Source organism: Peribacillus sp. ACCC06369 (assembly GCF_030348945.1).
In the GTDB taxonomy this organism is placed as follows: Bacteria; Bacillota; Bacilli; order Bacillales; family DSM-1321; genus Peribacillus.
Window position 1 is genome coordinate 729490 of the sequence record NZ_JAUCEN010000002.1, and the last position, 20583, is coordinate 750072.

The 20583-nt window shown below is 40.1% G+C and carries 22 protein-coding genes; 12 read left to right on the forward strand and 10 right to left on the reverse strand.

The features are described 5' to 3' along the window. Nucleotides 1-140 precede the first annotated feature (140 nt). Nucleotides 141-1316 carry an MFS transporter gene (locus QUF78_RS04305; RefSeq protein WP_289323717.1) on the forward strand — a complete coding sequence of 392 codons (1176 nt, stop codon included), beginning with the start codon at nucleotides 141-143 and terminating at the stop codon, nucleotides 1314-1316. A 75-nt stretch (nucleotides 1317-1391) separates the two neighbouring features. On the opposite strand, the gene QUF78_RS04310 is transcribed toward QUF78_RS04305, so the two are convergent. From QUF78_RS04310 to QUF78_RS04340, 7 genes are all read right to left on the reverse strand, one after another. Next, complete coding sequence (locus tag QUF78_RS04310; protein ID WP_289323718.1) at nucleotides 1392-2129, reverse strand: amino acid ABC transporter ATP-binding protein; 738 nt, start codon at nucleotides 2127-2129, stop codon at nucleotides 1392-1394. Nucleotides 2130-2158: 29 nt separating this feature from the next. Further along, on the reverse strand, nucleotides 2159-2863 hold the full coding sequence (locus QUF78_RS04315; protein WP_289317971.1) for an amino acid ABC transporter permease: 705 nt from the start codon (nucleotides 2861-2863) through the stop codon (nucleotides 2159-2161). Continuing rightward, nucleotides 2847-3671 (reverse strand): amino acid ABC transporter substrate-binding protein, encoded by an 825-nt coding sequence (locus QUF78_RS04320; RefSeq protein ID WP_289323719.1) that lies wholly within the window; start codon nucleotides 3669-3671, stop codon nucleotides 2847-2849. The genes QUF78_RS04315 and QUF78_RS04320 overlap by 17 nt, the downstream gene beginning before the upstream one ends. 313 nt (nucleotides 3672-3984) lie before the next feature. Beyond that, the gene (locus tag QUF78_RS04325) at nucleotides 3985-5565 is read right to left on the reverse strand and encodes a PHP domain-containing protein (RefSeq protein WP_289323720.1); all 1581 of its coding nucleotides are present in this window, start codon (nucleotides 5563-5565) and stop codon (nucleotides 3985-3987) included. A gap of 232 nt (nucleotides 5566-5797) precedes the next feature. Then, nucleotides 5798-6382: a YjgB family protein gene (locus QUF78_RS04330; protein WP_289323721.1), complete on the reverse strand. Its 585-nt coding sequence runs from the start codon at nucleotides 6380-6382 to the stop codon at nucleotides 5798-5800. A 625-nt stretch (nucleotides 6383-7007) separates the two neighbouring features. Next, the gene (locus QUF78_RS04335) at nucleotides 7008-7478 is read right to left on the reverse strand and encodes a DinB family protein (RefSeq protein ID WP_289323722.1); all 471 of its coding nucleotides are present in this window, start codon (nucleotides 7476-7478) and stop codon (nucleotides 7008-7010) included. A 579-nt stretch (nucleotides 7479-8057) separates the two neighbouring features. Beyond that, on the reverse strand, nucleotides 8058-8471 hold the full coding sequence (locus QUF78_RS04340; RefSeq protein ID WP_289323723.1) for a GNAT family N-acetyltransferase: 414 nt from the start codon (nucleotides 8469-8471) through the stop codon (nucleotides 8058-8060). A 556-nt stretch (nucleotides 8472-9027) separates the two neighbouring features. Between QUF78_RS04340 and QUF78_RS04345 the strand changes: the two genes are divergently transcribed. Both QUF78_RS04345 and QUF78_RS04350 read left to right on the forward strand, forming a co-directional pair. Further along, the gene (locus QUF78_RS04345) at nucleotides 9028-9921 is read left to right on the forward strand and encodes a TIGR01777 family oxidoreductase (RefSeq protein ID WP_289323724.1); all 894 of its coding nucleotides are present in this window, start codon (nucleotides 9028-9030) and stop codon (nucleotides 9919-9921) included. Nucleotides 9922-9990: 69 nt separating this feature from the next. Next, nucleotides 9991-11160: an LL-diaminopimelate aminotransferase gene (locus QUF78_RS04350; RefSeq protein ID WP_289323725.1), complete on the forward strand. Its 1170-nt coding sequence runs from the start codon at nucleotides 9991-9993 to the stop codon at nucleotides 11158-11160. A 148-nt stretch (nucleotides 11161-11308) separates the two neighbouring features. Here QUF78_RS04350 and QUF78_RS04355 read toward each other — a convergent pair whose 3' ends face one another. Then, complete coding sequence (locus tag QUF78_RS04355) at nucleotides 11309-11590, reverse strand: hypothetical protein (protein WP_289323726.1); 282 nt, start codon at nucleotides 11588-11590, stop codon at nucleotides 11309-11311. Nucleotides 11591-11844: 254 nt separating this feature from the next. On the opposite strand from QUF78_RS04355, the gene QUF78_RS04360 reads away from it, so the two are divergent. The 5 genes from QUF78_RS04360 to QUF78_RS04380 all read left to right on the forward strand — a co-directional run bounded on the left by QUF78_RS04360 (nucleotide 11845) and on the right by QUF78_RS04380 (nucleotide 14996). Next, nucleotides 11845-12561, forward strand: a complete 717-nt coding sequence (locus QUF78_RS04360; RefSeq protein WP_289323727.1) for a hypothetical protein — start codon at nucleotides 11845-11847, stop codon at nucleotides 12559-12561. Between the two features lie 23 nt (nucleotides 12562-12584). Further along, a complete protein-coding gene (locus QUF78_RS04365; RefSeq protein WP_289323728.1) occupies nucleotides 12585-12989 on the forward strand; it encodes a GntR family transcriptional regulator in 405 nt (134 codons plus the stop codon). Next, on the forward strand, nucleotides 12989-13840 hold the full coding sequence (locus QUF78_RS04370; protein ID WP_289323729.1) for an ABC transporter ATP-binding protein: 852 nt from the start codon (nucleotides 12989-12991) through the stop codon (nucleotides 13838-13840). Before QUF78_RS04365 ends, QUF78_RS04370 begins: the two co-directional genes overlap by 1 nt. 206 nt (nucleotides 13841-14046) lie before the next feature. Then, nucleotides 14047-14319 (forward strand): phage holin, encoded by a 273-nt coding sequence (locus QUF78_RS04375; protein WP_289323730.1) that lies wholly within the window; start codon nucleotides 14047-14049, stop codon nucleotides 14317-14319. 197 nt (nucleotides 14320-14516) lie between these two features. After that, nucleotides 14517-14996, forward strand: a complete 480-nt coding sequence (locus tag QUF78_RS04380) for a C40 family peptidase (RefSeq protein ID WP_289323731.1) — start codon at nucleotides 14517-14519, stop codon at nucleotides 14994-14996. Between the two features lie 89 nt (nucleotides 14997-15085). On the opposite strand, the gene QUF78_RS04385 is transcribed toward QUF78_RS04380, so the two are convergent. Together QUF78_RS04385 and QUF78_RS04390 are read right to left on the reverse strand one after the other, a co-directional pair. Continuing rightward, nucleotides 15086-15622, reverse strand: coding sequence for a GDYXXLXY domain-containing protein (locus tag QUF78_RS04385; protein WP_289323732.1), 537 nt, complete (start codon nucleotides 15620-15622; stop codon nucleotides 15086-15088). Next, nucleotides 15615-16673, reverse strand: a complete 1059-nt coding sequence (locus QUF78_RS04390) for a DUF2157 domain-containing protein (RefSeq protein WP_289323733.1) — start codon at nucleotides 16671-16673, stop codon at nucleotides 15615-15617. Before QUF78_RS04390 ends, QUF78_RS04385 begins: the two co-directional genes overlap by 8 nt. Nucleotides 16674-16906: 233 nt before the next feature. Here QUF78_RS04390 and QUF78_RS04395 point away from each other — a divergent pair, with 233 nt between their 5' ends. The 4 genes from QUF78_RS04395 to QUF78_RS04410 all read left to right on the forward strand — a co-directional run bounded on the left by QUF78_RS04395 (nucleotide 16907) and on the right by QUF78_RS04410 (nucleotide 20431). Beyond that, complete coding sequence (locus tag QUF78_RS04395; protein ID WP_289323734.1) at nucleotides 16907-17227, forward strand: PadR family transcriptional regulator; 321 nt, start codon at nucleotides 16907-16909, stop codon at nucleotides 17225-17227. Then, nucleotides 17224-17778, forward strand: coding sequence for a DUF1700 domain-containing protein (locus QUF78_RS04400; RefSeq protein ID WP_289323735.1), 555 nt, complete (start codon nucleotides 17224-17226; stop codon nucleotides 17776-17778). Before QUF78_RS04395 ends, QUF78_RS04400 begins: the two co-directional genes overlap by 4 nt. After that, nucleotides 17771-18565, forward strand: coding sequence for a DUF4097 family beta strand repeat-containing protein (locus QUF78_RS04405; protein WP_289323736.1), 795 nt, complete (start codon nucleotides 17771-17773; stop codon nucleotides 18563-18565). Before QUF78_RS04400 ends, QUF78_RS04405 begins: the two co-directional genes overlap by 8 nt. Before the next feature lie 660 nt (nucleotides 18566-19225). Then, a complete protein-coding gene (locus tag QUF78_RS04410) occupies nucleotides 19226-20431 on the forward strand; it encodes an MFS transporter (RefSeq protein WP_289323737.1) in 1206 nt (401 codons plus the stop codon). Nucleotides 20432-20583: the final 152 nt, after the last annotated feature.

Here is a 20583-nt window from a genome sequence, read left to right on the forward strand (position 1 = left end):
TGTATGATAAACTGTTTAAAGTATTGCTAGGCAGTTCATGCTAAGTATTATGATTCAGGACGTCGTTCCTGTACTTTAAAACAAAAACTTTCTAAAAAATGTACTCAACGAATGTGGAAGAATAAAAGGAGAAAAAAATAATGGAAACAAAAAAGGTGTTACCCGTTCTTTTTTTAGTGATGTTTTTAGTCATGGTCGGATTTGGGATCATCATTCCCGTCATTCCGTTCCTCGCTGAAAAGGTTGGCGGCAGTCCTACTGAGCTTGGTCTTTTAATGGCTGTTTATTCGTTAATGCAATTATTTTTTGCCCCGATGTGGGGACGTATATCTGATCGGATAGGACGTAAGCCTGTCATGATAATCGGGATTGCTGGATTGGCCCTTTCATTTTTCATCATGGCCTCGGCAGATTCTTTATGGGTATTATTTGTAGCCAGGATCGTTGGCGGGATTTTGTCATCGGCAAACATGCCAACCGCAATGGCGTATGTGGCTGATATCACGACGCCGGAAGATCGGGGAAAAGGGATGGGAATCATCGGTGCTGCTACAGGGCTAGGGTTCATCTTTGGTCCGGCGATTGGTGGGATATTCTCCAAATCAAGTTTGAATTTACCTTTTTACATTGCTGGAATTTCCTCTTTGATCACACTAATCTTAGTGATTGCGATACTGAAGGAATCACATACGGTTGAAAAGAGGGCCCAACAGTCTAAAAATAAAGAGTCCATGTGGACAGCCTTTAAAGGGCCACTTACCACCATGTTCATCCTACAATTGATCGTCACGCTTTCAATGGCGGGACTCGAAACGACTTTTGCCTATTTTGCAGCAAAAAAAGCTGATATCACTCTTGTTCAATTAGGCTATATCTTTATGATCATGGGATTTGGCAGTGCGATTGTTCAAGGTGGATTAGTGGGTAGGATGACTAAGAAATACGGGGAAGGCGCGGTTATCCGAGTAGGAATAATCGTATCGGCAGTTGGTTTCATTCTCATCCTGTTTTCTACCGGTTTCTGGACATCTGCGGTCTTCCTAACGATTTTCGGAGTGGGTAATGGGTTCATCCGACCTGCAATTTCGGCCTTGCTGACCAAAAGTTCCATGTCGGGGCATGGAAGTGTCACTGGACTGCTTTCTTCCTTCGACTCGTTCGGCAGGATTGCAGGCCCTCCGATAGGCGGTTGGTTATTTTCGATTTCAATAGATTTGCCATTTATATCTGGAGCGATCCTTTCCGTTTTTGCTTTGATTCTTTTTCAGCTTTACCATGCACGGACAAGGACTAAACAGGTCCAAGCCTCTCATTAATCTAATGAAGAAAAACCCCCCATTTTCCAAAAAAAATGGGGGGCAGGGACGGTGCTTGAAAAAGCATCGTTTTTTTTATTGAATCATATTGAGGAACTTGCGTGTACGTGCTTCTTTAGGGTTTGTGAAAATTTGTTCGGGTGTTCCCCGTTCCATTATTTTTCCTTCATCCATGAAAATGACTTCGTCGGCGACCTCACGGGCGAAACGCATTTCATGGGTTACTACGATCATTGTCATGCCTTCTTCTTTCGCCAGGTCTTTCATCACCTGTAACACGTCTCCAACTAGTTCAGGATCTAGAGCGGAAGTGGGTTCATCGAATAGCATGACCTTAGGTTCCATGGCCAGCGCCCTTGCAATGCCGACTCGTTGCTGCTGTCCGCCGGACAATTGAAAAGGATAAAAATCGATTTTTTCACCTAAGCCCACTTTTGTAAGCAGGGCAGCAGCCGTTTCTTTCGCTTCATGTTTGGCTATATTTTTTACGATGATGGGGCCTTCCATTACATTTTCCACAGCTGTCTTGTGGGGGAAGAGATTATAGCTTTGGAAAACCATCCCTGTCAAGCCGCGAAAAGATGTAATCGATTTTTTTCTAACGGTTTTTTTGAAGTCCATTACGGTTTGATCGATTTCAATCGTCCCGTCCGTTGGCACCTCAAGGAGATTCAAACACCGAAGAAAGGTTGTTTTACCTGAACCCGAAGGACCGATCAATACAATGACTTTACCTTGCTCCACTTCCAAATCGATGCCCTTTAAAACTTCAAGGTCACCAAACGATTTATGAAGATTCTTAATGTTGATCATTTTAAAATCCCCTTTAACTACTGCGGTTCTTATTTTGCTACATAACGATTGAGTCTGTCTTCTAAACTTCCTTGAATGAAGGATAAAATGGTACACAAAATCCAATATAAAGCAGCCGCTTCCATGTAAAGTAGTAGAAATTCATAGTTTTTTGCAGCGATCTCCTGAGCTTTACGGAATAATTCCGTTACAAGAATGAGTGATGCAAGCGATGTATCTTTTAAAAGGCTAATGAACGTGTTTGATAATGGGGGAACGGATACACGCGCTGCTTGCGGCAAGACGATCCGCTTTAAAGCTTGGGTATATGACATCCCGATCGAATAGCCCGCTTCCCATTGTCCTTTAGGTATGGATAAAATGGCCGCTCTTATAATTTCAGAAGCGTATGCTCCAACACTTAATGAGAATCCGATAATAGCCGATATAAAAGGACTGATGGTTACACCTAAATTTGGAAGTCCATAGAAAATGATAAATAATTGCACAAGTAATGGTGTCCCGCGGATGATTGACACATATACTCGCGCAATTATTTGAAAGATCCTAATGGAAGATAATCTAGCTAATGCTGTGAGTACAGCGAGAATAAGGCCGAGAACAAATGAAATTAGCGTTAGTGGAATTGTATATTGAATAGCTCCCTCTATCATCGGATAGAGGGAGGTTTGAGCGATGGAAACAAGCTGGTCCATACGCTCGGGGTCGGTGAAAATATTACTTAGGAGAAACATCTTCACCAAACCATTTATCCGAGATTTTTGCGTACGTGCCGTCGTCTTTCATTGCTTTTAATGCTTTGTTTACTTCTTCCACTAATTTGTCGCTGTCTTTTCTGAACATTAAACCACTGGCGACTCCGCTTTCTTCCTCATCAGCGACTTTGATAGGTGCATCAGGGTGTTGCTTTTTATAATCAAGGTACGACAATTTGTCATTGATTGTCGCATCTACACGTTTAGAACCAATAAGCTGTACAGATTGAGAAAATCCTTCAATACCGGTAACTTCAGCACCATGTGATTTGGCTAGATCATTGTAGTTACTCGTTAAAGATTGTGCAGAGGTCTTACCTTTCAAATCATCAAAGGATTTAATATCCGAATTGTCTTTGTGTACAAGCAATACGGCTCCGGATTGAATATATGGGTCAGAGAAATCATATTTTTTTTGACGGTCTTCATCGATGCCCACTTGGTTTGCGATCATATCAAAACGTTTAGCATCCAATCCTGCAAACATGCCGTCCCATTGTGTTTCCTTGAATTCAGCTTTCACTCCAAGGCGTTTTGCCACTTCTTTAGCAATTTCAACATCAAACCCCGTTAGTTTATCTGAATCATCGTGGAATGTGAAAGGAGGGTATGTACCTTCTGTTCCAACTGTTAATACGCCATCGTTTTTAACTTTATCATATAGATTTTCTTGTGAAGAAGATTTATTGTCGGTATCGTTTGCCTCATTTTTTGTATTGGTACCACAAGCGGTAAGTACAACCGTGAAAGCTAACAATATCGATAAAAGTGCAACCATTTTTTTCATTTGGGTAAACCTCCTAGTAATCTGATAGGGATTGATACTCTGTGATACTATACAAGAAAAGGAAAAAAGTCAATGAAAATAACTTATATGATTAGTGTTAATGAAACTTGGTGAATTATACGGATTTTCACGCATTGAAGTGAAATAATACTAAAAGAAAGATATTCGTTATCCGAGGAAGGGTTTTAAAGAAAGGGAAGGGATCATTAAGAATCTAAGGGGACAAAAAGCCCCTCAGCCACTTCGATTATTAACTAAGTGGATGAGAGGCTTTTTTTGGACCGTCCAGAACTATTGCAGAATATTAATTAACTTAGTGTTTATCATGATTTTTATCCTCTACGCTGACGAAAATAGGGTTCGAATAGAACCAAAGGTCTTTATAGTTACGTTTGTTTATTTCTGAAAAACGCGTTTCGTTATCCTCGATTTCAGTCTTTGTATCAATCAGCGGTTCACCGTCAATCGTTTCTCCAGAGACATTTACCCCTAGATTCGTCCCTCGCAAACGGAAATATTGATTCTTATTCGCTTTGACTTTGTAAGTGATGGCATGAAAACCGTCGCCATCGGTTTTCCAGTCTTTACTTGTAAAGCGTTTAACCACTTTTGTCGTATCATTGGTAGCTTTATTATAAGCAGGTGTTCCAGGCATTGCTTTTCCAGTTACTTCCCCGGAAATTAAATCCACGTGATCCACCTTAACGGGGTCCCCGTTGTTGTTCTTTTTGGGGCTCTTAAATCGGATGGTAATCTTGACCTTCTGTCCTTCCTTCACTTTAAGTTCCCCGCCCATATCTGCCTTGTTGTTTCCGTTTTCAGCTTGGAAATCAAGGGCATCGATCAAGTCACCAAAAACGGAGAAGGATTTTCCAGATCGCATTCCATTAAGGACGGATTGCATCGATGAACCATTTACCCATGTATAATTCTTCGAATATTCTCCTGGCCAGTAACCGCTGGAGTATAGCCGGTTTTCACTGATTTCAAAATGGGAGTCCGAATTGGAAAAGGTCCAGAACTTACGACCTTCCCCAAGAAGCGCATCCCATGCCCCTCCTACCTTAGCTAGCATGTAATCGGAACCGCCATAGGTCCGATTTTCGGGTGTTGTCAGATTTAAACCGCCTCTATCTGGCTCCATCTGGTTACCTGGCATACCTTCAAATCCGAACATGACATTCGGGGCGATATTGTTGAAGTCGCGAAAATCAGATATGTTGTACACCTTTTTTCTTGATGGGTGGTTCAATATAGCATAACTTGTATTCTTATAATTTTTCTCAAGCCATGCCAATGCTGTTCGAGCATCCCCGGGTGTCTTATTGGCTCTTTGATCCTGTGCTTTCCAGACGTCTACATCCACAGGATCAAACATCTTTTCATCCTGGTTGGTGAACAGATATTCAAATTGATTGCCAGCTTTCAGACTTTTAGGTGATCCCGGCTGATCTCCCAAAATGCCTATGCCGACGTGCTCGTATGTGGGCATGTCCCATTCAAAGCCTGAAAAGATGACTTTATTTTTAAATTTTCCCTCTTTTTGAAGTTGTTCCATTTTCGGGGCTTGATATTGAATGATTCCCTGAGATAGCGGTATCGGCCCGCCCGGAATCAAATTTCCCTCATCATCCCTTGAAGACATCCTCAAGTGGTCGGAAATTCCCATCCAATCCATGCCGTACTTTTCAAATGCGTTATTTAGCAAGCTTTCAAGGCTCTGTGATCCCTCGGCATCATCTGACTGAGTGGTATGGGCATGATATTCGCCCTTTATCCATCTGCCTCCAGGTTGATTGTCTTCTGAATCTTTTGCAGCAACCGCGGGAAGACCTTGAAAAAGGATGGCTATGCTTACAACCGATACTGTGAATGCCCTGAACTTATTAATCATCTTTCCGACATCTCCTAATATTGAAATAATATTGAACAAGCTAATTTTATTGTAAAAATATTAAGAACTCGTTTGGGGGGAGTATGGTTTTTGTAAATGGAATGATCGGTTCTGATTCCATTCTGTATTTTGGGAGGTTGAAAGTGATAGAAGGTTAGGGGCTGGAAACAAAAAAGGCTGTAGAGAAAAAATTCCTTCTCTACAATCTGCAACGACTATTTTGCCGTAAATATTATTTAGCTTCGAGTAAATTGATATGATCTACAGTTTGATCTTCACCGACAATGAATTGTAGTTCATAATTTCCTGTCTTGTAAATATAGTTGATTTCATTCGTTCTGGAAATATGGCGTATTTCGTCAGCGCTGCCGAGTTGTTTCCCTATAACTTTAGGTGTGATGTTTCCTAGATTATGGTCCCGTTCTACATTTGTCCCAAAATATCGGATTTGTGAGATGGTCTTGTCATCGTTATAGGCAAATGCAAATCCTGGGTGTCCCATCTCTGCATGGTAATAGTCAAATGTTTCATCAGTGTTACCTGGTTCTGGGGGGGAACCAAATTTCTCATATACTTCTTTTTGGGTGTTTTCACTAATTTTCAAACCCTTGGCAGTATAAGGCATCTCTCCTGAAAAAGCTTTGTTGTAGATTTCATGTAAGGTGGTAAGAGCGTGTTCCTTAGCTATGCCAGAAGTGGAATCCATAGTGGAAGCAGCCTCAATCGGTTCTGTTGAAAATGAAGCACCTGCCCCTAAAAGAGTACTGGTTAGAATAACCGCGCTAACCATTCTGACCGCTGGTTTTTTAGATAACATTTCTTATCCCTCCTATATCATTTATTTTCCACAATTTCCTAATCGTGAAACATTCTCTTGGTGATCTATTGGATTGTTTGATTATGGTGTAGCATCAGGGAATTTATAAGTTGCATCTGCTTCCGGTTTTCCAACTTTCTCAATCACTTGTTCAACAAGTGGCTCTAAGATTTGACTCTCATGTTTATTTCCAGGTGTTACTATCTTTTCCGATATAAAACTTTTGCGGTCTGCGGCACCAGTTGATTTAAAGTAATCATTTCAATTTGATCTCGCTGATTAGAATCATGTTTAGCAAGCATCCTCATCACCTCAAGTTCAAATAATTCTATTTTAAAACAATAAAGACTTTAGGCAAAAGGGTTCTATCTAAAAGTTAAAACTAAGTAAATTGGAGCGGAAGGTGCGAGACTCCTGCGGGAAAAGCGCGTCCAGGGGGAGACCCCGCAGGCGCAAAGGCGCCGAGGAGGCTCCCGGACCGCCCGCGGAAAGCGAGTGCCTGGAGCGGAAATCAACGTCCAAATTGTACAAGCAATAAAAAAACTGTAGGCAAACTCGATTTTCATTGAGTTTGCCTACAGTCTGGGTGCTTCACCATGTGAAACACCCTTTGAAGATGATGCTGTTAATCCCAAACACTAATTCTAGGAACTCCAGCAGTTCTTAAATAGTCCAATAATTGACCAGTATGTACAGACTCATGATAAGCGATTCTTAGCAACATGTCTCCTAAATCCCTGATATATCCTACATTAGAGCGATCAATTTTAATATTGGATAAGTCGTCTTCGCTAAAGGATACTATTGTTTCCAAAAAATCACGCCTGTAAGGTTCGGCAAAGTTTAATTCCGCTTCTACAGAGATAAGTGGCTGTTTTTCAAATGGTGATTCGTAAACTGGTAAGCTACCTTGATTTTTAATAGATAAATGATAGTAATGCTCACTATCAAGGACATGTCTAACCATTTCTAAACAGCTCATTGCCTTGTCGTCTGGTTTCCAATGGAGTGTGTCTTTAGGTATTGAAGTCCATAGTTTAATGTTTCTTCTTCTAACCTCTTCCATATTTAAGATGATTAGTTCTATCGATTTCATAATTATCTCCCCTTTAAGCAGGTATACAATCACTATACACGAATGAGTGCTGAAGATATGGGGTGATTTTGAAAATATAGAAAAAAATTTACATTCTGTTGAGGTATAAAATCATTGCGTATTTCTTCTAATATGTGCAGCACCGCTCCTGTTTTATTCAATGAAGATAAACGTATGATATGGTTAACCAGCTTTTACTGGTTGACCTTTTTAATGGGAACTCAAATATCAAGACAAGGTAAGACATACGGGCGGATGGTTTCATTCTATTGAATTGTACGTGACTACATGTAGAAAAGGGCAGTTCAATGAAGCAACCTAGAGAGGGTCAGATCATGATAGGGTATTAAATGGTCGAAGAGACTACAGGGAAAATGCCTATGAATCCATGTAGAATTTACAGGCGATTTCTTTCCGTAGTTTTTCATTGCAGGGAATAACAAAAGATTCATATATTCGGGGTAATCTTCTATTCCTTATTAGTACCAGACAGAGAATTCCAGTTAATGAATGGTAAAACAGAATGTATTTTAATCGATTTTTCTTCTTATTTACGCTATAAGGGGCAGTAGGCCCTTTTTAAATCAGGGATTGAATTAGAATGTCATCATGATAAATTAAAATCGGTTTAAATCCAAGGCCTTTAAACTTTTGCAATGCTTCAGGGTTATTTTTGTTCACAAAACCGGACACTACAAGGATTCCTTTTTTTCTCACATATGCTACTAATTCTGGTAAAAGGGATTGCAGAATTCCCTTTCCTCTATATTTCTTGTCAAGGATTACATAATTAATATGAGCAACTTTATATAAATAAAGATTATAACAAAGAAACCCCACTACTTTACCTTTATCATTACAAATCACAAGTACCTTGTGTGACTTTTGCAAAATTTCATTCGCTTTATCGGACGAAACCCGAAAATTTTTTACCGTAATATCAGTTAATTTCTTTATATCTTTTTTAGGTTTCCAGTCTCGAAAAAAATACATCATAACTTCTCCTTATCTCTATTAGATATAACAGTTATTCACTAGAAATATATAGCTGGTACATGTAAATACATAACCAAAAATCAGAAAACAGTATTTTAACAGGGAATCCCTTTAGAATAGTCCAAAGGGATTCCCTATTAATTTCAAAAAAGCATCCTTCTAATCCCTTTCAAATTCCTTGATAGAAGTGGGTTCCTTGATTGAAGTACCTCTATTATTGTTTAAAAAATTTTCTAAGACTCTTCTCAAGGCAGTCCTACGGCTGCTATTGCCAGTTCCAGAATTACCAGTTCCGGAATTACCAGTTCTTCTTAGTTTTTTGTTTGACACTGAAATCATCCCTTTGTTTTATAATTTTCCACATTACTAATTTATGTGTAATTTTCCCTTTTGCTTGGACAAGTTCATCAATTATTGCTCAGCGGTATGTTATGTATTCGTGCTACCATTCAATGTAATAATATGGTATAATCTTTGTGAATTAATTCACAAAAAAGGGTGTCACTGGTTATTATTCGTACTATTAACTCATAAGAGAAAGTGGGTTGGTTATATGCTGAAGAAAGTGGTTTTAGCGGGCGGGACTGGTTTTGTCGGTCAATACTTTGAAAGGCATTTCAGGAATTTGGGGTATGAGGTAAGGATCATCTCCAGGCAAACCCCTCATATTGGCTGGGAAGATAAAGAAGGAATAAGGGAAACGATCGATAATTCGGATATGTTAATCAACTTAGCAGGAAAAACGGTCAATTGCCGCTATAATGTCAAGAATAAGCAAGAAATATTGGATTCACGAACTGATACGACTGAAGTGCTCGGACAGGCGATCGAACAATGTGAAAATCCACCTTCACTATGGATAAACTCAAGTACGGCAACGATATACAGGCATGCTGAAGATAAACCAATGACGGAAGAGGATGGTGTGATCGGTTCAGGCTTTTCCGTTGATGTAGCTAAAGCATGGGAGCGCTCATTTTTCGATTTCCAATTACCCAAGACGAGACAAATTGCTTTACGGATCGCCATTGTATTGGGCGATGGGGGAGTGATGACCCCTTATAGGAATTTGGTTAAATTCGGCCTGGGAGGCCATCAAGGATCAGGAAATCAGAAATTCAGTTGGATACATATAGAAGATTTATTTAATATTGTCCTTTTTTTGAGAAAGAATGAGGAATTGAGCGGGGTATTCAATTGTTCTTCACCGCATCCAGTTACAAATCGCGAATTAATGGCCCATTTGAGAAAAATCATGAATAAAAAGATAGGAATGCCATGCCCAACACCCATGCTTGAAATGGGGGCTTTCTTTATGGGGACCGAAACGGAATTGATATTAAAAAGCCGCTGGGTCATACCTGAGAGGTTGGAAAAGGAAGGGTATGCATTTAAATTCCATCATCTTGAAGAAGCACTTGAACAGATACTGAGGAGCACTAATTAAGGGTATAAAATACCGGAGATTGATTGCTATAATGATAGATATAAGATCAATAATGGAGGGGAATCATAAATGAATATGACTCCATCTGAAAAAGTCGGAAGATTCACAACAGGGATATTTTCAGAGTTGGCTACCCGCAAGCAGGAAGCAATGAAAAGAGGGATGGATGTTATCGATTTGAGTGTAGGAAGTCCGGATTTACCACCGCCTGATTTTGTAGTGGAAACGCTTGTGAAATATGCGAAGGATCCAAATTCCTACGGGTATACGTTAAAAGGTACTCCTGAGTTCCATGAAGCAGTCCGTTATTTTTATCAGCAGCGGTATGGAGTGGAGCTGGATGCAGAAAAGGAAGTCCTTCAACTGATGGGATCCCAGGATGGACTTGCACACTTGGCAACGGCGATGATAAACCCGGGAGATTATGTGCTGGTGCCAGATCCGGGATATCCAATTTATGAAGCGAGTGTAGAGCTTGCCGGCGGAATCATTCATCCGATGCCGCTTACTGCCGATAACGGATTCCTCCCCCAGCTCAACGAAATTCCGGATGAAATAGTGCAAAAAACGAAAATGATGATCATCAGTTATCCAGGAAATCCTGTCACCTCCCTTGCTGATGAAGTTTTCTTTTCAGAAGTCATATCGTTTGCGGAAAAGAATGAAATCTTGGTGGTTCACGATTTTGCTTATTCTGAGTTGATTTTTGATAATCATCCACAAATTAGTTTTATGTCCATTCCGGGTGCCAAGGAAGTAGGAATTGAATTTAATTCACTTTCCAAAACATTTAATATGGCCGGATGCCGCATTGGGTATGCGGTCGGCAATCGCGATGCGCTGAACATTCTGGGAACTTTGAAATCACACATCGATTATGGGGTCTTTTATCCTATCCAAAAAGCTGCCGAAATGGCGCTTACTTCCAACCTTTCGCTGCTATCCGATCAGGTTAAGGAATACGAGTCCCGTCGAGATGCCTTGATATCAGGCCTTGCCGATGGGGGATGGCATGTCCCGAAAACCTCAGCCACGATGTTTATTTGGGCCCAAATTCCAGCTGGGTGGAAATCACGCGATTTTTCCTATGCATTGATCGAAAAAGCAGGGGTTACAGTCGTCCCCGGAGATGCTTTCGGGAAGCAGGGTGAAGGGTATGTCCGGATGGCTTTGGTCCAACCGGTTGAGAGATTGACGGAAGCTGCTGAACGGATTCGATGGTTTTTGAAGGGGAATTGAGTGGAATTCTAGCAGTTGAAAGGAAAAGTGAAGGTTCGAGTATTAAATAACTCTAAGGATTTAATCTCATTCAAATATGAAAAGCATCTATCATGCCTATCGTTTTATTTACATTCATTCAATATGTTCAGGATATAAGAACGCTCGATCACGGATCGAACGTTCTTTCTTTTTGTTTTCTCCCGCTTAAATATTTTTTCGTGATTTTATTTAAAATGAAATTAGCTGATGTAGCAGAGATTGCAGCAAGTATCATTAAAGGCATTTGCGAACGTTGAACAAAAATGACCTCATGGGATAATGTACCGCCGATCTGACCTGTTCCCGAAAAATCCGGGTCATAAGCAGCAGCTAGAATCAGTCCGGTTAATACTTGCAATATCATGAATATCAATAAGAAACAAATCGTGAAAAGTAGATACTTTTTCATCCTTACTTTACACCTCCTCAATCATTTATGGATTCCCTGTTTGGGAGTTCCTGCTATTTACACTTTCCGTAATTAAAATGGGTTTCTCTCAATCTCTCTCATACCTTTTCATTCTGACTTTCGAAAGAGGGTGTTCCTATATCCAGTTTAACTTCACTTGAAAGATCTTGTTTATGGTTGCGAATTGGATATCTTTAACATATACTGTGTATATAGATATAAACACTATAACAATTTGAAAGGAGCATGCGTACATGGATACGTGGAAAGACGCTTTCTGGTTAGCAAAAATGGAATGGAAAAAATCTTGGATCGGGATCCTCAGTTTGCTTTTGATACTTATTGCGATTGCATTTATGTATACGGTTGTGTGGAAAGATGGAGATAAACTACCCTCTATCTTCATTGATATTGCTTTCCTGCTGTTATTTGGTTTGGTTCCATATACGATTAGATCGAAAGAATTACAGTATCAAAAGGTGGATGGGGAAATCTGGGGTTCGCCATTTTTCATGATGTTAAATACCCTGCCTATAGAAAAAGAAGTGTTGATGAAGAGTCGCTTAGTTCAAGCACTGTTTCCCAGCCTGCCTTTTCAACTATTGTTCTTGATCTTATTTTCTCCTAGGTTTCTCGAAACGATGAGCATTATTGAATACCTTGCGTTTATGCTCATCTGGCTGGTTTTTGGGATATCATCTGCCTTCACGTTCGCGGCAAGCGATGTAGGAGACAGGATCACTCCAATGATGCTGTTAATGTGGGGTGTCATCATATATGGGGGAGTCACGTTAATTCTCGTATGGCTTTACGTGAAAACTGATACAGGGATCGTTGGCTTATCGATGGAAGCAGCGAAGGTTTTCCCTATTTGGTCAATGGCTGTTTCAGCAGTGATAACGGTCAGCGGTTATTATTACTGTAAGCATTACATGGTAAAGCAAATGAAAAAAATAGATTATTTAAAATAAGATATCCGGGGAGGAAAAGAAAAGTGGAGCTTCCGGTTCATTTATCAAAAGAATCAAGAGTCCCCATTTATCATCAGATAGCTGGTCAGGTTCAAGCCATGATAGCAAGTGGACAACTGGCTCCAGGTGCCCCCTTGCCTTCAATAAGAACGCTATCGAAGGATCTGGAAATCAGTGCAATTACCACTAGGAGAGCCTATCAGGATTTGGAACTGGAAGGTTTCATCACTACCATCCAGGGAAAAGGGACCTTCGTTGCAAAAGTGGAGGAAAGTCTCATTCGGAGTGTGAAAATCAAATCCGTCCAGCAAGCGATGGAGAAAAGCATTGAATCAGCACTTCAACAAAATTACACATTTGAAGAAATCGAGAGGATTTTTGCAGAACTGATTGACGAGCTTAAAATGAAAAAGGGAGGGGAAGGTTGATGACGACATCACTTGAAGTTCTTTCCGTTGAAAAGAAAATCGAGGATTTCTTGTTAGGACCGATTAACCTTACGCTTGAATCGGGTACAGTTACGGCTTTGGTCGGGAATAATGGTGCAGGGAAAAGTACACTGCTGAAAACGATCATGCAGCTGGCGAGACAGGATATGGGTGATATTATCGTTTTTGGATCGAATACGAACCAAGATGATGAAAGTTGGAAAAATAAAATAGCTTACCAGCCTCAAACTCTGATGGGCTGTGACTCTTTTACGGGAAATGAATTAATGGTCTTATTCTCTAAATGGTATCCGACTTGGGATGATACTAGGTTTGCGAGTATGGTGAAAACCTTCGAGATACCTATGAATAAGAAGTATGGAAAATTATCACAGGGTAATCAACAGAAGTTACTAGCATCCTTGATTTTGTCCAGAAATGTCCAATTATTGATTCTGGATGAACCGACCGCACATATGGATATCGTCTCAAAACGGAAGTACACGGACTTTTTGATTGAGTGGATGGAAAGGGGAGAAAAGACGATATTTATTTCCACTCATCAAATGGAGGATATCCGCAGGCTTGCCGATTACCTCATATTTATAAACCGGGGGCAAATGATAGGTGAATTCGAAAAGGATAAATTGGCTCAGCAGTATAAACGGTTCTGGATGGCAGAGGATTTGCCGCCAGTATCCATTCCGGGGGAGATTGAGAGAAAAGGTTTGCGGACGGTGACTTCCAATTCGCCTATAGAGGCAGAAGCTTATTTTCTGAAGGAAGGAATCAACTGGCACGCTGAGGAGTATTTAGACCTTGAGGAGGTTGTTACTTACTTGTTAAAGTAAGGCGCTCTCTAGCTTTTTTTAAAACTACTTTTATGTTTAAGAGAAGGTCCATCCTCGGATGGGCTTTTTTATGTTTATGGGAAACTAGCGAGATAGATTATTAATGGAATATCCGAACGTAAAAAGGACAAGCCGCATAATATATAGCAAGTCCGTAACTATCTTCAATGAAGTGGGCTTAATATGATAGAGAGGGGGGAAAAGCAATGATCAACTGGAGAGTCCGTCTTAAGAACCCGACGTTTATATTCACGGTACTCCTTCCTGGGCTTTTAATATTGGCGCAGATGGTTGCCGCATTCATAAACAATTTCATTACTCCTATAGGCTTTACCATTACTGATGATGCATTGAACGGGGCTTTGGGCATCATTAACTTCATAGCGCTTACATTCTTTGGGGTCGGCGGTGTGGTCGATCATACCACGAAAGGCATAAGTGACAGTGAGAATGCTAGAAAATACGAGGAGCCTAAATAATGGGCCTCGATTCTTTCATCTACTGAAGAGTAGAATCCACCAGAGAACACCGGACTAGTTACACACCGGCGATCTCTGGTTATTTGTTTTTTGCAAAGATTATGATGAACGAATTAAAAAATGATTTTTGGTCTGAAAACCGAAAGGCAACATACATTTAAAATTGTGGTTCATTTTCAGTTTAGGGAGGAAAAAGGATGAGTTATAGTTTACCAGTTTCAAAATGGCTTGCAGCCATAGTATTAATTGGAGCATTGATGGCGGCATTCATATTCAGTCCGGCTAATGCTTCAGCCTCTATCAATTATGGTGATGAAGTTGCCGCTTTGGCAAAGAAGCAGGTGGGGAGCAAATATAAATATGGGGGGACGACACCAAAAGGATTTGATGCTAGCGGTCTTACCCAGTATGTATATAAAAATGCCGCGACAGAAATGAAGATTCCAAGAACGAGTGCCGAACAGTATAAAATAGGAAAGGCTTTGAAACAAAAAGACTTAAAAGCGGGTGATTTGGTCTTCTATGCCACCGGTAAGAAAGGGCAGGTCTCTTTTGTAGGAATCTATTATGGAAATGGTACATTTGTCGGGACCACCACCAAAGGGGTCAAGGTGGTCAAAATGAGTGATAAGTATTGGAAAGAAAAATATATAGGGGCAAAACGAGTCATTAAGTAACAAGCTGAATTTCATATGAAAAAAGTCGAGCAAAAAAAAAGGGCATCGAAAATCCGATGCTCTTTTTGCTAGTCATATCCGGGGGGCATTCATTCAATGATGATATCCGTTAAAACAACATTGCCATTACGGACCTTTACCACGGCCACTGAAGGATTGGCCAATGCGTCCTTCTCCATCTCTTTTGCCTTTTCTTCGGATGCGAAATAATTGTCCAGACCGTATCTGATCTGTATGGTTTCCGCATTTTGAAGCTCATATGGGATTTCCAATTCCCCTTTTAGGTAAACGCCTTTGGCGGGTTTTTCTTTCGTTACGTAATCAACATCGTATAGTCCATCAGAGTTTTGTTTTAAACGTACATATACCTTTTTATAATCACCCATCTTCCTTGTATTGAACTCGGTTTTAATCGAGTCATCGACTTGGGATGGTTTAACGGATTCAATTTCGTATTTCAAAGCCACATAGCTTCCCCTAAATAAGTCAGTCGGATCAACCGGGGCTGTTTTGATTTTGATTACATCTCCTGTCATTGTTGTCCAGACCGGAGGAATCGCCAAGACTAACAGAATCAAGACTGGAATGGAAAATATGAAGAGTGGACGGAATGATGGATTATTCATTGAGTTCCCCTCCCTTTTTTCGTTGATTTTCAAAGAAGAAGCCAAAACCGATAAGCATGATTCCACCGATAATGAATGTAAGCGATTTTGGCAGGAAGTCAAAGGAGTAGATGTAATATCTGAAAATCAGTGCACATATTATCACGATGCTGGTCAAACTGCCTTTTAGAATGAGATAAAGCAGAAAAACGAAATAAGCTAAAGGGAACCAGATTGAAAAATCAAAGGTTAGGAAGAGTGCCGTAATACCATGTAAGATATGCCCTTGTATGTGGGTGATGTTTTGTAATTTGGCTCTTACAGGAATATAGGCAAGCACGATTCCCAGTACAAACAGAATAGAAAGCACAATCGTATTCGAATTTTCAACATCCAGCTTCGGCACGAATTCCATAAGAAATAAGGCAATTGTATTGATGGCTAAAGCGTTAATGAAAAAGGTCAGATATTTAGGGTAATCGAATTTCTTTAACAAAATGTATAAAGCCGGTAGAAATATAAGAATGGCAAGCGGATAAGACGTTTCATCAGCGAATATACTTCCGTTAATATAAATGAAAAGCAGGAAAGATGTAAAAAGGAGGATGAAGACATCCTTCAAATAGTATCCAATGAATGCCGTTCCAATCGCCCATAATAAAAAGGAACTGTTGAAATTGATGGTAATATTAAACATCTGCTCGATTAGAAAAATTCCTGCACCAAAAATCAGAATACCTGCATAATGCAGACTTCGTGACGTTTTGGGAAAGCGTACCTGCACCTTCACGCCAGCAAAATTCACTCCGATGAGGCATGCAATGATAAGCAGGAATTTAACCGCTTTACTTAAATAGATCCAGTTACTGGCTACGAAGGTCAATATGCCTAAACCTAAAAGAAGTGCCCCAATGGATAATAGAATAGTGATGAAGCTCAAATTACCTTTTATATCATAGGAACCTAACATCCTCACTTTCTCTTGCTGGGAGATGACTCCTTCCTTTTCAAGGTAATTAAATTCATGTTCAAGAAACTCGAATTGCTTTTTCGTTATTTCTTTGTTGGCCAAAGTAACTCCTCCTTCCACATTTTACTATTATACATCGTATTCTCTTACAGCTTTGAATATAATGTTAATTTTCTTCTACCCTAATTGGAATGCATGTAAGACCAAAAAAATATTTTCAGTACCTTGCAATAAACAATACCGTGTGGTAAATTATTTACATAAGATGTATTGTTCGGTGTTCAGTACTGTCTATTGAACTATACTAAAAGACTCTTGGAAGGAGTGATGGTGCTTTGAATGTACAATTTAAAAAGGGTGTCCTGGAACTGTGTGTCCTGGCCTTATTGGATAAGCAGGATCGTTATGGTTATGAACTTGTACAGAAGATTTCGGATCAAATTGAAATATCGGAAGGGTCGGTATATCCACTTTTGCGACGATTGACGAAGGAAGAGTATTTTACGACTTATTTGCAAGAATCAACAGAAGGGCCTCCGCGCAAGTATTATAAGTTAACCGACAAAGGCCGGAGATACCTTCAAGAGCTGCTGATGGAATGGAATGAATTTTCCAATGGGGTCAACCAATTAATCAAGGAAGGTGTGAACCAATGAATAAAGAACAGTTTTTAAAACAATTGAATGCCTCTTTAACCAGACTTTCCTTAGAGGAACGGGAAGATATCCTCCAAGATTACGAAGAGTATTTCGCAATTGGAATGGAAAAAGGGAAGTCAGAGCAGGAAATCTCCACCTCCCTTGGGAATCCTAAACAGATTTCCAAGGAGCTGATGGCATCCTATCATCTTGGCCAGGTCGAACAAACGACTTCTGCCGGTAATGTAATGCGGGCAGTTTGGGCAGTCATTGGTTTGGGATTCTTTAATTTAGTGATCGTTTTGGGACCTTTTATAGCATTGGTTGGAGTTGTCATTGCAGGCTGGACTTCGGCGATAGCATTCATTCTTGCTCCGTTTGGCGCTCTTTTCAACCTTGCGATAGGTAACTTTCAGTTTTTCGACCTGTTCTTCGCATTGGGACTAAGCGGGATTGGCATTTTCATTGCCATGGGAATGTTTGTTGCTACGAGTGCTTTAACCAAAGGGTTCATTCGCTATTTAAAATTTAACGCTTCCCTTGTGAAAGGCGGTTTGAAAAATGATTAATGCTAAAAAATTATCGATTATTGCACTTGTATTGTTATTGGTCGGAGTGATAGGAAGTCTGTTTACGTTTTCCCAGGTTATGGACCAGAAGGCGACTACAGAGGAAAAAACGATTTCAGAAATCGTGACGGATGTTCAAATCGACACTGACAATGCAGTTGTAGAGATTCTTCCAACGAAGGATAAGGAGACCCGGATTGAGTTGGTTTCAAAAGGGGTGAATGTTTCCAAGTTGGATTTCACTGCAGATGTGGAAGGAAAGAAGCTTTCGGTAAAATTAGAAGACCGAAGTACCTTTAGCTTTGGTTTTCATATACAATCCTTACATTTAAAAGTATTTGTACCTGATAAATCTTATAAATCCTTTGTCGTCGAGTCTGATAATGGAAAAATGCAAATATCAGGATTGAAAAGTGAAAATCTAATGGTTGAATCTCAAAATGGCCGGGTTGAACTGAATGATATAGTAACCGAAAAAGTCGAAGTGAAATCTGCTAATGGGAAACTAGATCTTAATAATGTAGAGGGAAAACTGGTTGGGTCATCGAATAATGGTAAAATCACATTGGTCACGAAAGACTTGGATAGGATGATCGATCTCGAATGTAATAACGGTAAAATCATGATTAAAACGGAGAATGAACCAACAAATACAACTTTCGATGTTCATGTCGACAATGGGAAAGTAGATATCCTTGGTAAGCATGAGGGAAATACTGTCATTGGCAAAGGTGAAAACTTAGTGAAATTGGAAGCGAATAATGGGAAAATCGAGATAACGAAATAGTCGTGAAGCATGAAAAAGCCGACCCAATTGGGATCGGCTTTTTCAATTATGCGGCCATTTTTTTTTCATAAACAGAAGCTAATATTTGTTGGAACAAAGTACTGATCGGCTAGAGAGGAATTGACGAGTTTCCAATAATAGAGAAGATGCTAGTGGTTTTTCATTTTATAATAGCGTGGGTAATTTGCTAGAAGTGGTCCCCCTTCTAAGGAAATAATGAAAAACATTTTAATGTTTTTACTTTTCTAAGTGTTTATAAGGTTCTCCTTCTTCATTACTATACGAATCTCTTCATGCTGTTTCTCAGTCTTATGTAATAATTGTCCCGTAAAGAAATTGTTGGGATAATGCGCCGCTGGAAAGTCTTTTGGCAACTTTAAGGTTTTGGCGGAATAAAAAAATATACTAATTTAATGGATGTTACGGGAGAAGTTTCGAAGAAGAATATAATGTTCATCGTTATCAATCGGGATTTTTACAAAACCGGGACCAATTATTAGCCGCTTAAGCACTTTTTATAATGTTCGTAGAATGGAGCCCAGTGTCATACTGGGCTTTTATTTATATATATATATTTAGGTGCACGAAATAAATCATTCGCTTATTTTAACCAATTTTAGTAAACTGGCAATGACTATTTTAATTAGAAGGTGAAGGGATATGAGGGAAACCTTAGTGGATGAACGGGTAAGAGGGTCTGATAAAATCTGGACACGTGATTTCATCATGATCTGTTTGGCAAATATGTGCATCTTCATGGGGTTTCAAATGACGATGCCGACCCTCCCGCTGTTTGTTGAGCAGCTTGGTGGTGACGACCGCCTGGTGGGGGCTGTTCTTGGAATCTTCACTTTTTCGGCCTTGCTTGTTCGGCCAATTGCCGGCAGATTATTGGAGACGAAGGGAAGACGCATCGTTTTTCTTATTGGGTTAGCCATTTTCGCATTGTCAGTGGGTTCCTTCGGTTTTATGGGGAGCATCGGCTTGTTATTCATGATGCGGATTGTACAGGGCGTCGGCTGGGGATTTTCTTCAACGGCTTCAGGAACGATTGCTTCCGATATCATCCCTGCGAAACGACGTGGTGAGGGGATGGGTTATTACGGATTATCGGGTAACTTAGCACTGGCATTCGGGCCATCATTAGGTCTTTTTCTAGTTACGGTCCTTCCGTTTCAAGAGTTGTTTCTGATTTGTTCATTATTAGGCTTGTTTGCCATCATTACTGCATCACTTATTCGATATCAAAAAGTGGAAAGTGATCCATCGACGGCAGTGGCAGCCAAAAGGTTTGATATATATGAAAAAAGTGCCCTTCAGCCATCTTTGCTCATTTTCTTCATTTCCGTTACATTTGGTGGAATTGCAACCTTCCTGCCCCTTTATACAGCGGAAAAAGGTGTAGATGGGATCCAGTGGTACTTTTTGGTATATGCAATGGCCCTCATGGTCACGAGATTATTTGCGGGCCGATTATATGACCGAAGGGGACATCGTGCAGTATTTGTGCCCTCAACATTACTCATCATGACTGGGATGCTACTGCTCGCGTGGATGCCTAATGAAGCAGTCCTTTACACCGCTGCAGTGCTTTATGGATTTGGATTCGGTTCTGTTCAGCCGGCGCTGCAGGCATGGTCGATTGAAAAGACGGCACCTAATCGGAAGGCGATGGCGAATGCAACATACTTTTCATTTTTCGATCTTGGAGTGGGTATAGGTGCTATCGTGTTCGGGCAGATAGGCTTCCTCTTCGGCTATAGAAGCATCTATATCACGGCAGCCGCCTCGATTTTCATTTCAATGATCGTTTATCTATGCATTATCAGGAGCGAGGATAAAGTAAAATCAATGGAAAGACGCTGAATGGCTTCAATGGAAGTCATTCTTTTTTTTGAGTCAGGAGGAACACCACTGGCTTCGTTGTTTCATATACGTATCATCCTGAATATTTAAAAAATGGAAAAACTTTGTTATTATCGAAAAGAGAATATACATAAGATGATAGAAGGTCTATT

Excerpts from the sequence above, each read along its gene's own strand:
- QUF78_RS04305 (WP_289323717.1), top strand. The coding sequence starts at position 141 with ATGGAAACAAAAAAGGTGTTACCCGTTCTTTTTTTAGTGATGTTTTTA.
- QUF78_RS04310 (WP_289323718.1), bottom strand. The coding sequence starts at position 2,129 with ATGATCAACATTAAGAATCTTCATAAATCGTTTGGTGACCTTGAAGTT.
- QUF78_RS04315 (WP_289317971.1), bottom strand. The coding sequence starts at position 2,863 with ATGTTTCTCCTAAGTAATATTTTCACCGACCCCGAGCGTATGGACCAG.
- QUF78_RS04320 (WP_289323719.1), bottom strand. The coding sequence starts at position 3,671 with ATGAAAAAAATGGTTGCACTTTTATCGATATTGTTAGCTTTCACGGTT.
- QUF78_RS04325 (WP_289323720.1), bottom strand. The coding sequence starts at position 5,565 with ATGATTAATAAGTTCAGGGCATTCACAGTATCGGTTGTAAGCATAGCC.
- QUF78_RS04330 (WP_289323721.1), bottom strand. The coding sequence starts at position 6,382 with ATGTTATCTAAAAAACCAGCGGTCAGAATGGTTAGCGCGGTTATTCTA.
- QUF78_RS04335 (WP_289323722.1), bottom strand. The coding sequence starts at position 7,478 with ATGAAATCGATAGAACTAATCATCTTAAATATGGAAGAGGTTAGAAGA.
- QUF78_RS04340 (WP_289323723.1), bottom strand. The coding sequence starts at position 8,471 with ATGTATTTTTTTCGAGACTGGAAACCTAAAAAAGATATAAAGAAATTA.
- QUF78_RS04345 (WP_289323724.1), top strand. The coding sequence starts at position 9,028 with ATGCTGAAGAAAGTGGTTTTAGCGGGCGGGACTGGTTTTGTCGGTCAA.
- QUF78_RS04350 (WP_289323725.1), top strand. The coding sequence starts at position 9,991 with ATGAATATGACTCCATCTGAAAAAGTCGGAAGATTCACAACAGGGATA.
- QUF78_RS04355 (WP_289323726.1), bottom strand. The coding sequence starts at position 11,590 with ATGAAAAAGTATCTACTTTTCACGATTTGTTTCTTATTGATATTCATG.
- QUF78_RS04360 (WP_289323727.1), top strand. The coding sequence starts at position 11,845 with ATGGATACGTGGAAAGACGCTTTCTGGTTAGCAAAAATGGAATGGAAA.
- QUF78_RS04370 (WP_289323729.1), top strand. The coding sequence starts at position 12,989 with ATGACGACATCACTTGAAGTTCTTTCCGTTGAAAAGAAAATCGAGGAT.
- QUF78_RS04375 (WP_289323730.1), top strand. The coding sequence starts at position 14,047 with ATGATCAACTGGAGAGTCCGTCTTAAGAACCCGACGTTTATATTCACG.
- QUF78_RS04380 (WP_289323731.1), top strand. The coding sequence starts at position 14,517 with ATGAGTTATAGTTTACCAGTTTCAAAATGGCTTGCAGCCATAGTATTA.
- QUF78_RS04385 (WP_289323732.1), bottom strand. The coding sequence starts at position 15,622 with ATGAATAATCCATCATTCCGTCCACTCTTCATATTTTCCATTCCAGTC.
- QUF78_RS04400 (WP_289323735.1), top strand. The coding sequence starts at position 17,224 with ATGAATAAAGAACAGTTTTTAAAACAATTGAATGCCTCTTTAACCAGA.
- QUF78_RS04405 (WP_289323736.1), top strand. The coding sequence starts at position 17,771 with ATGATTAATGCTAAAAAATTATCGATTATTGCACTTGTATTGTTATTG.
- QUF78_RS04410 (WP_289323737.1), top strand. The coding sequence starts at position 19,226 with ATGAGGGAAACCTTAGTGGATGAACGGGTAAGAGGGTCTGATAAAATC.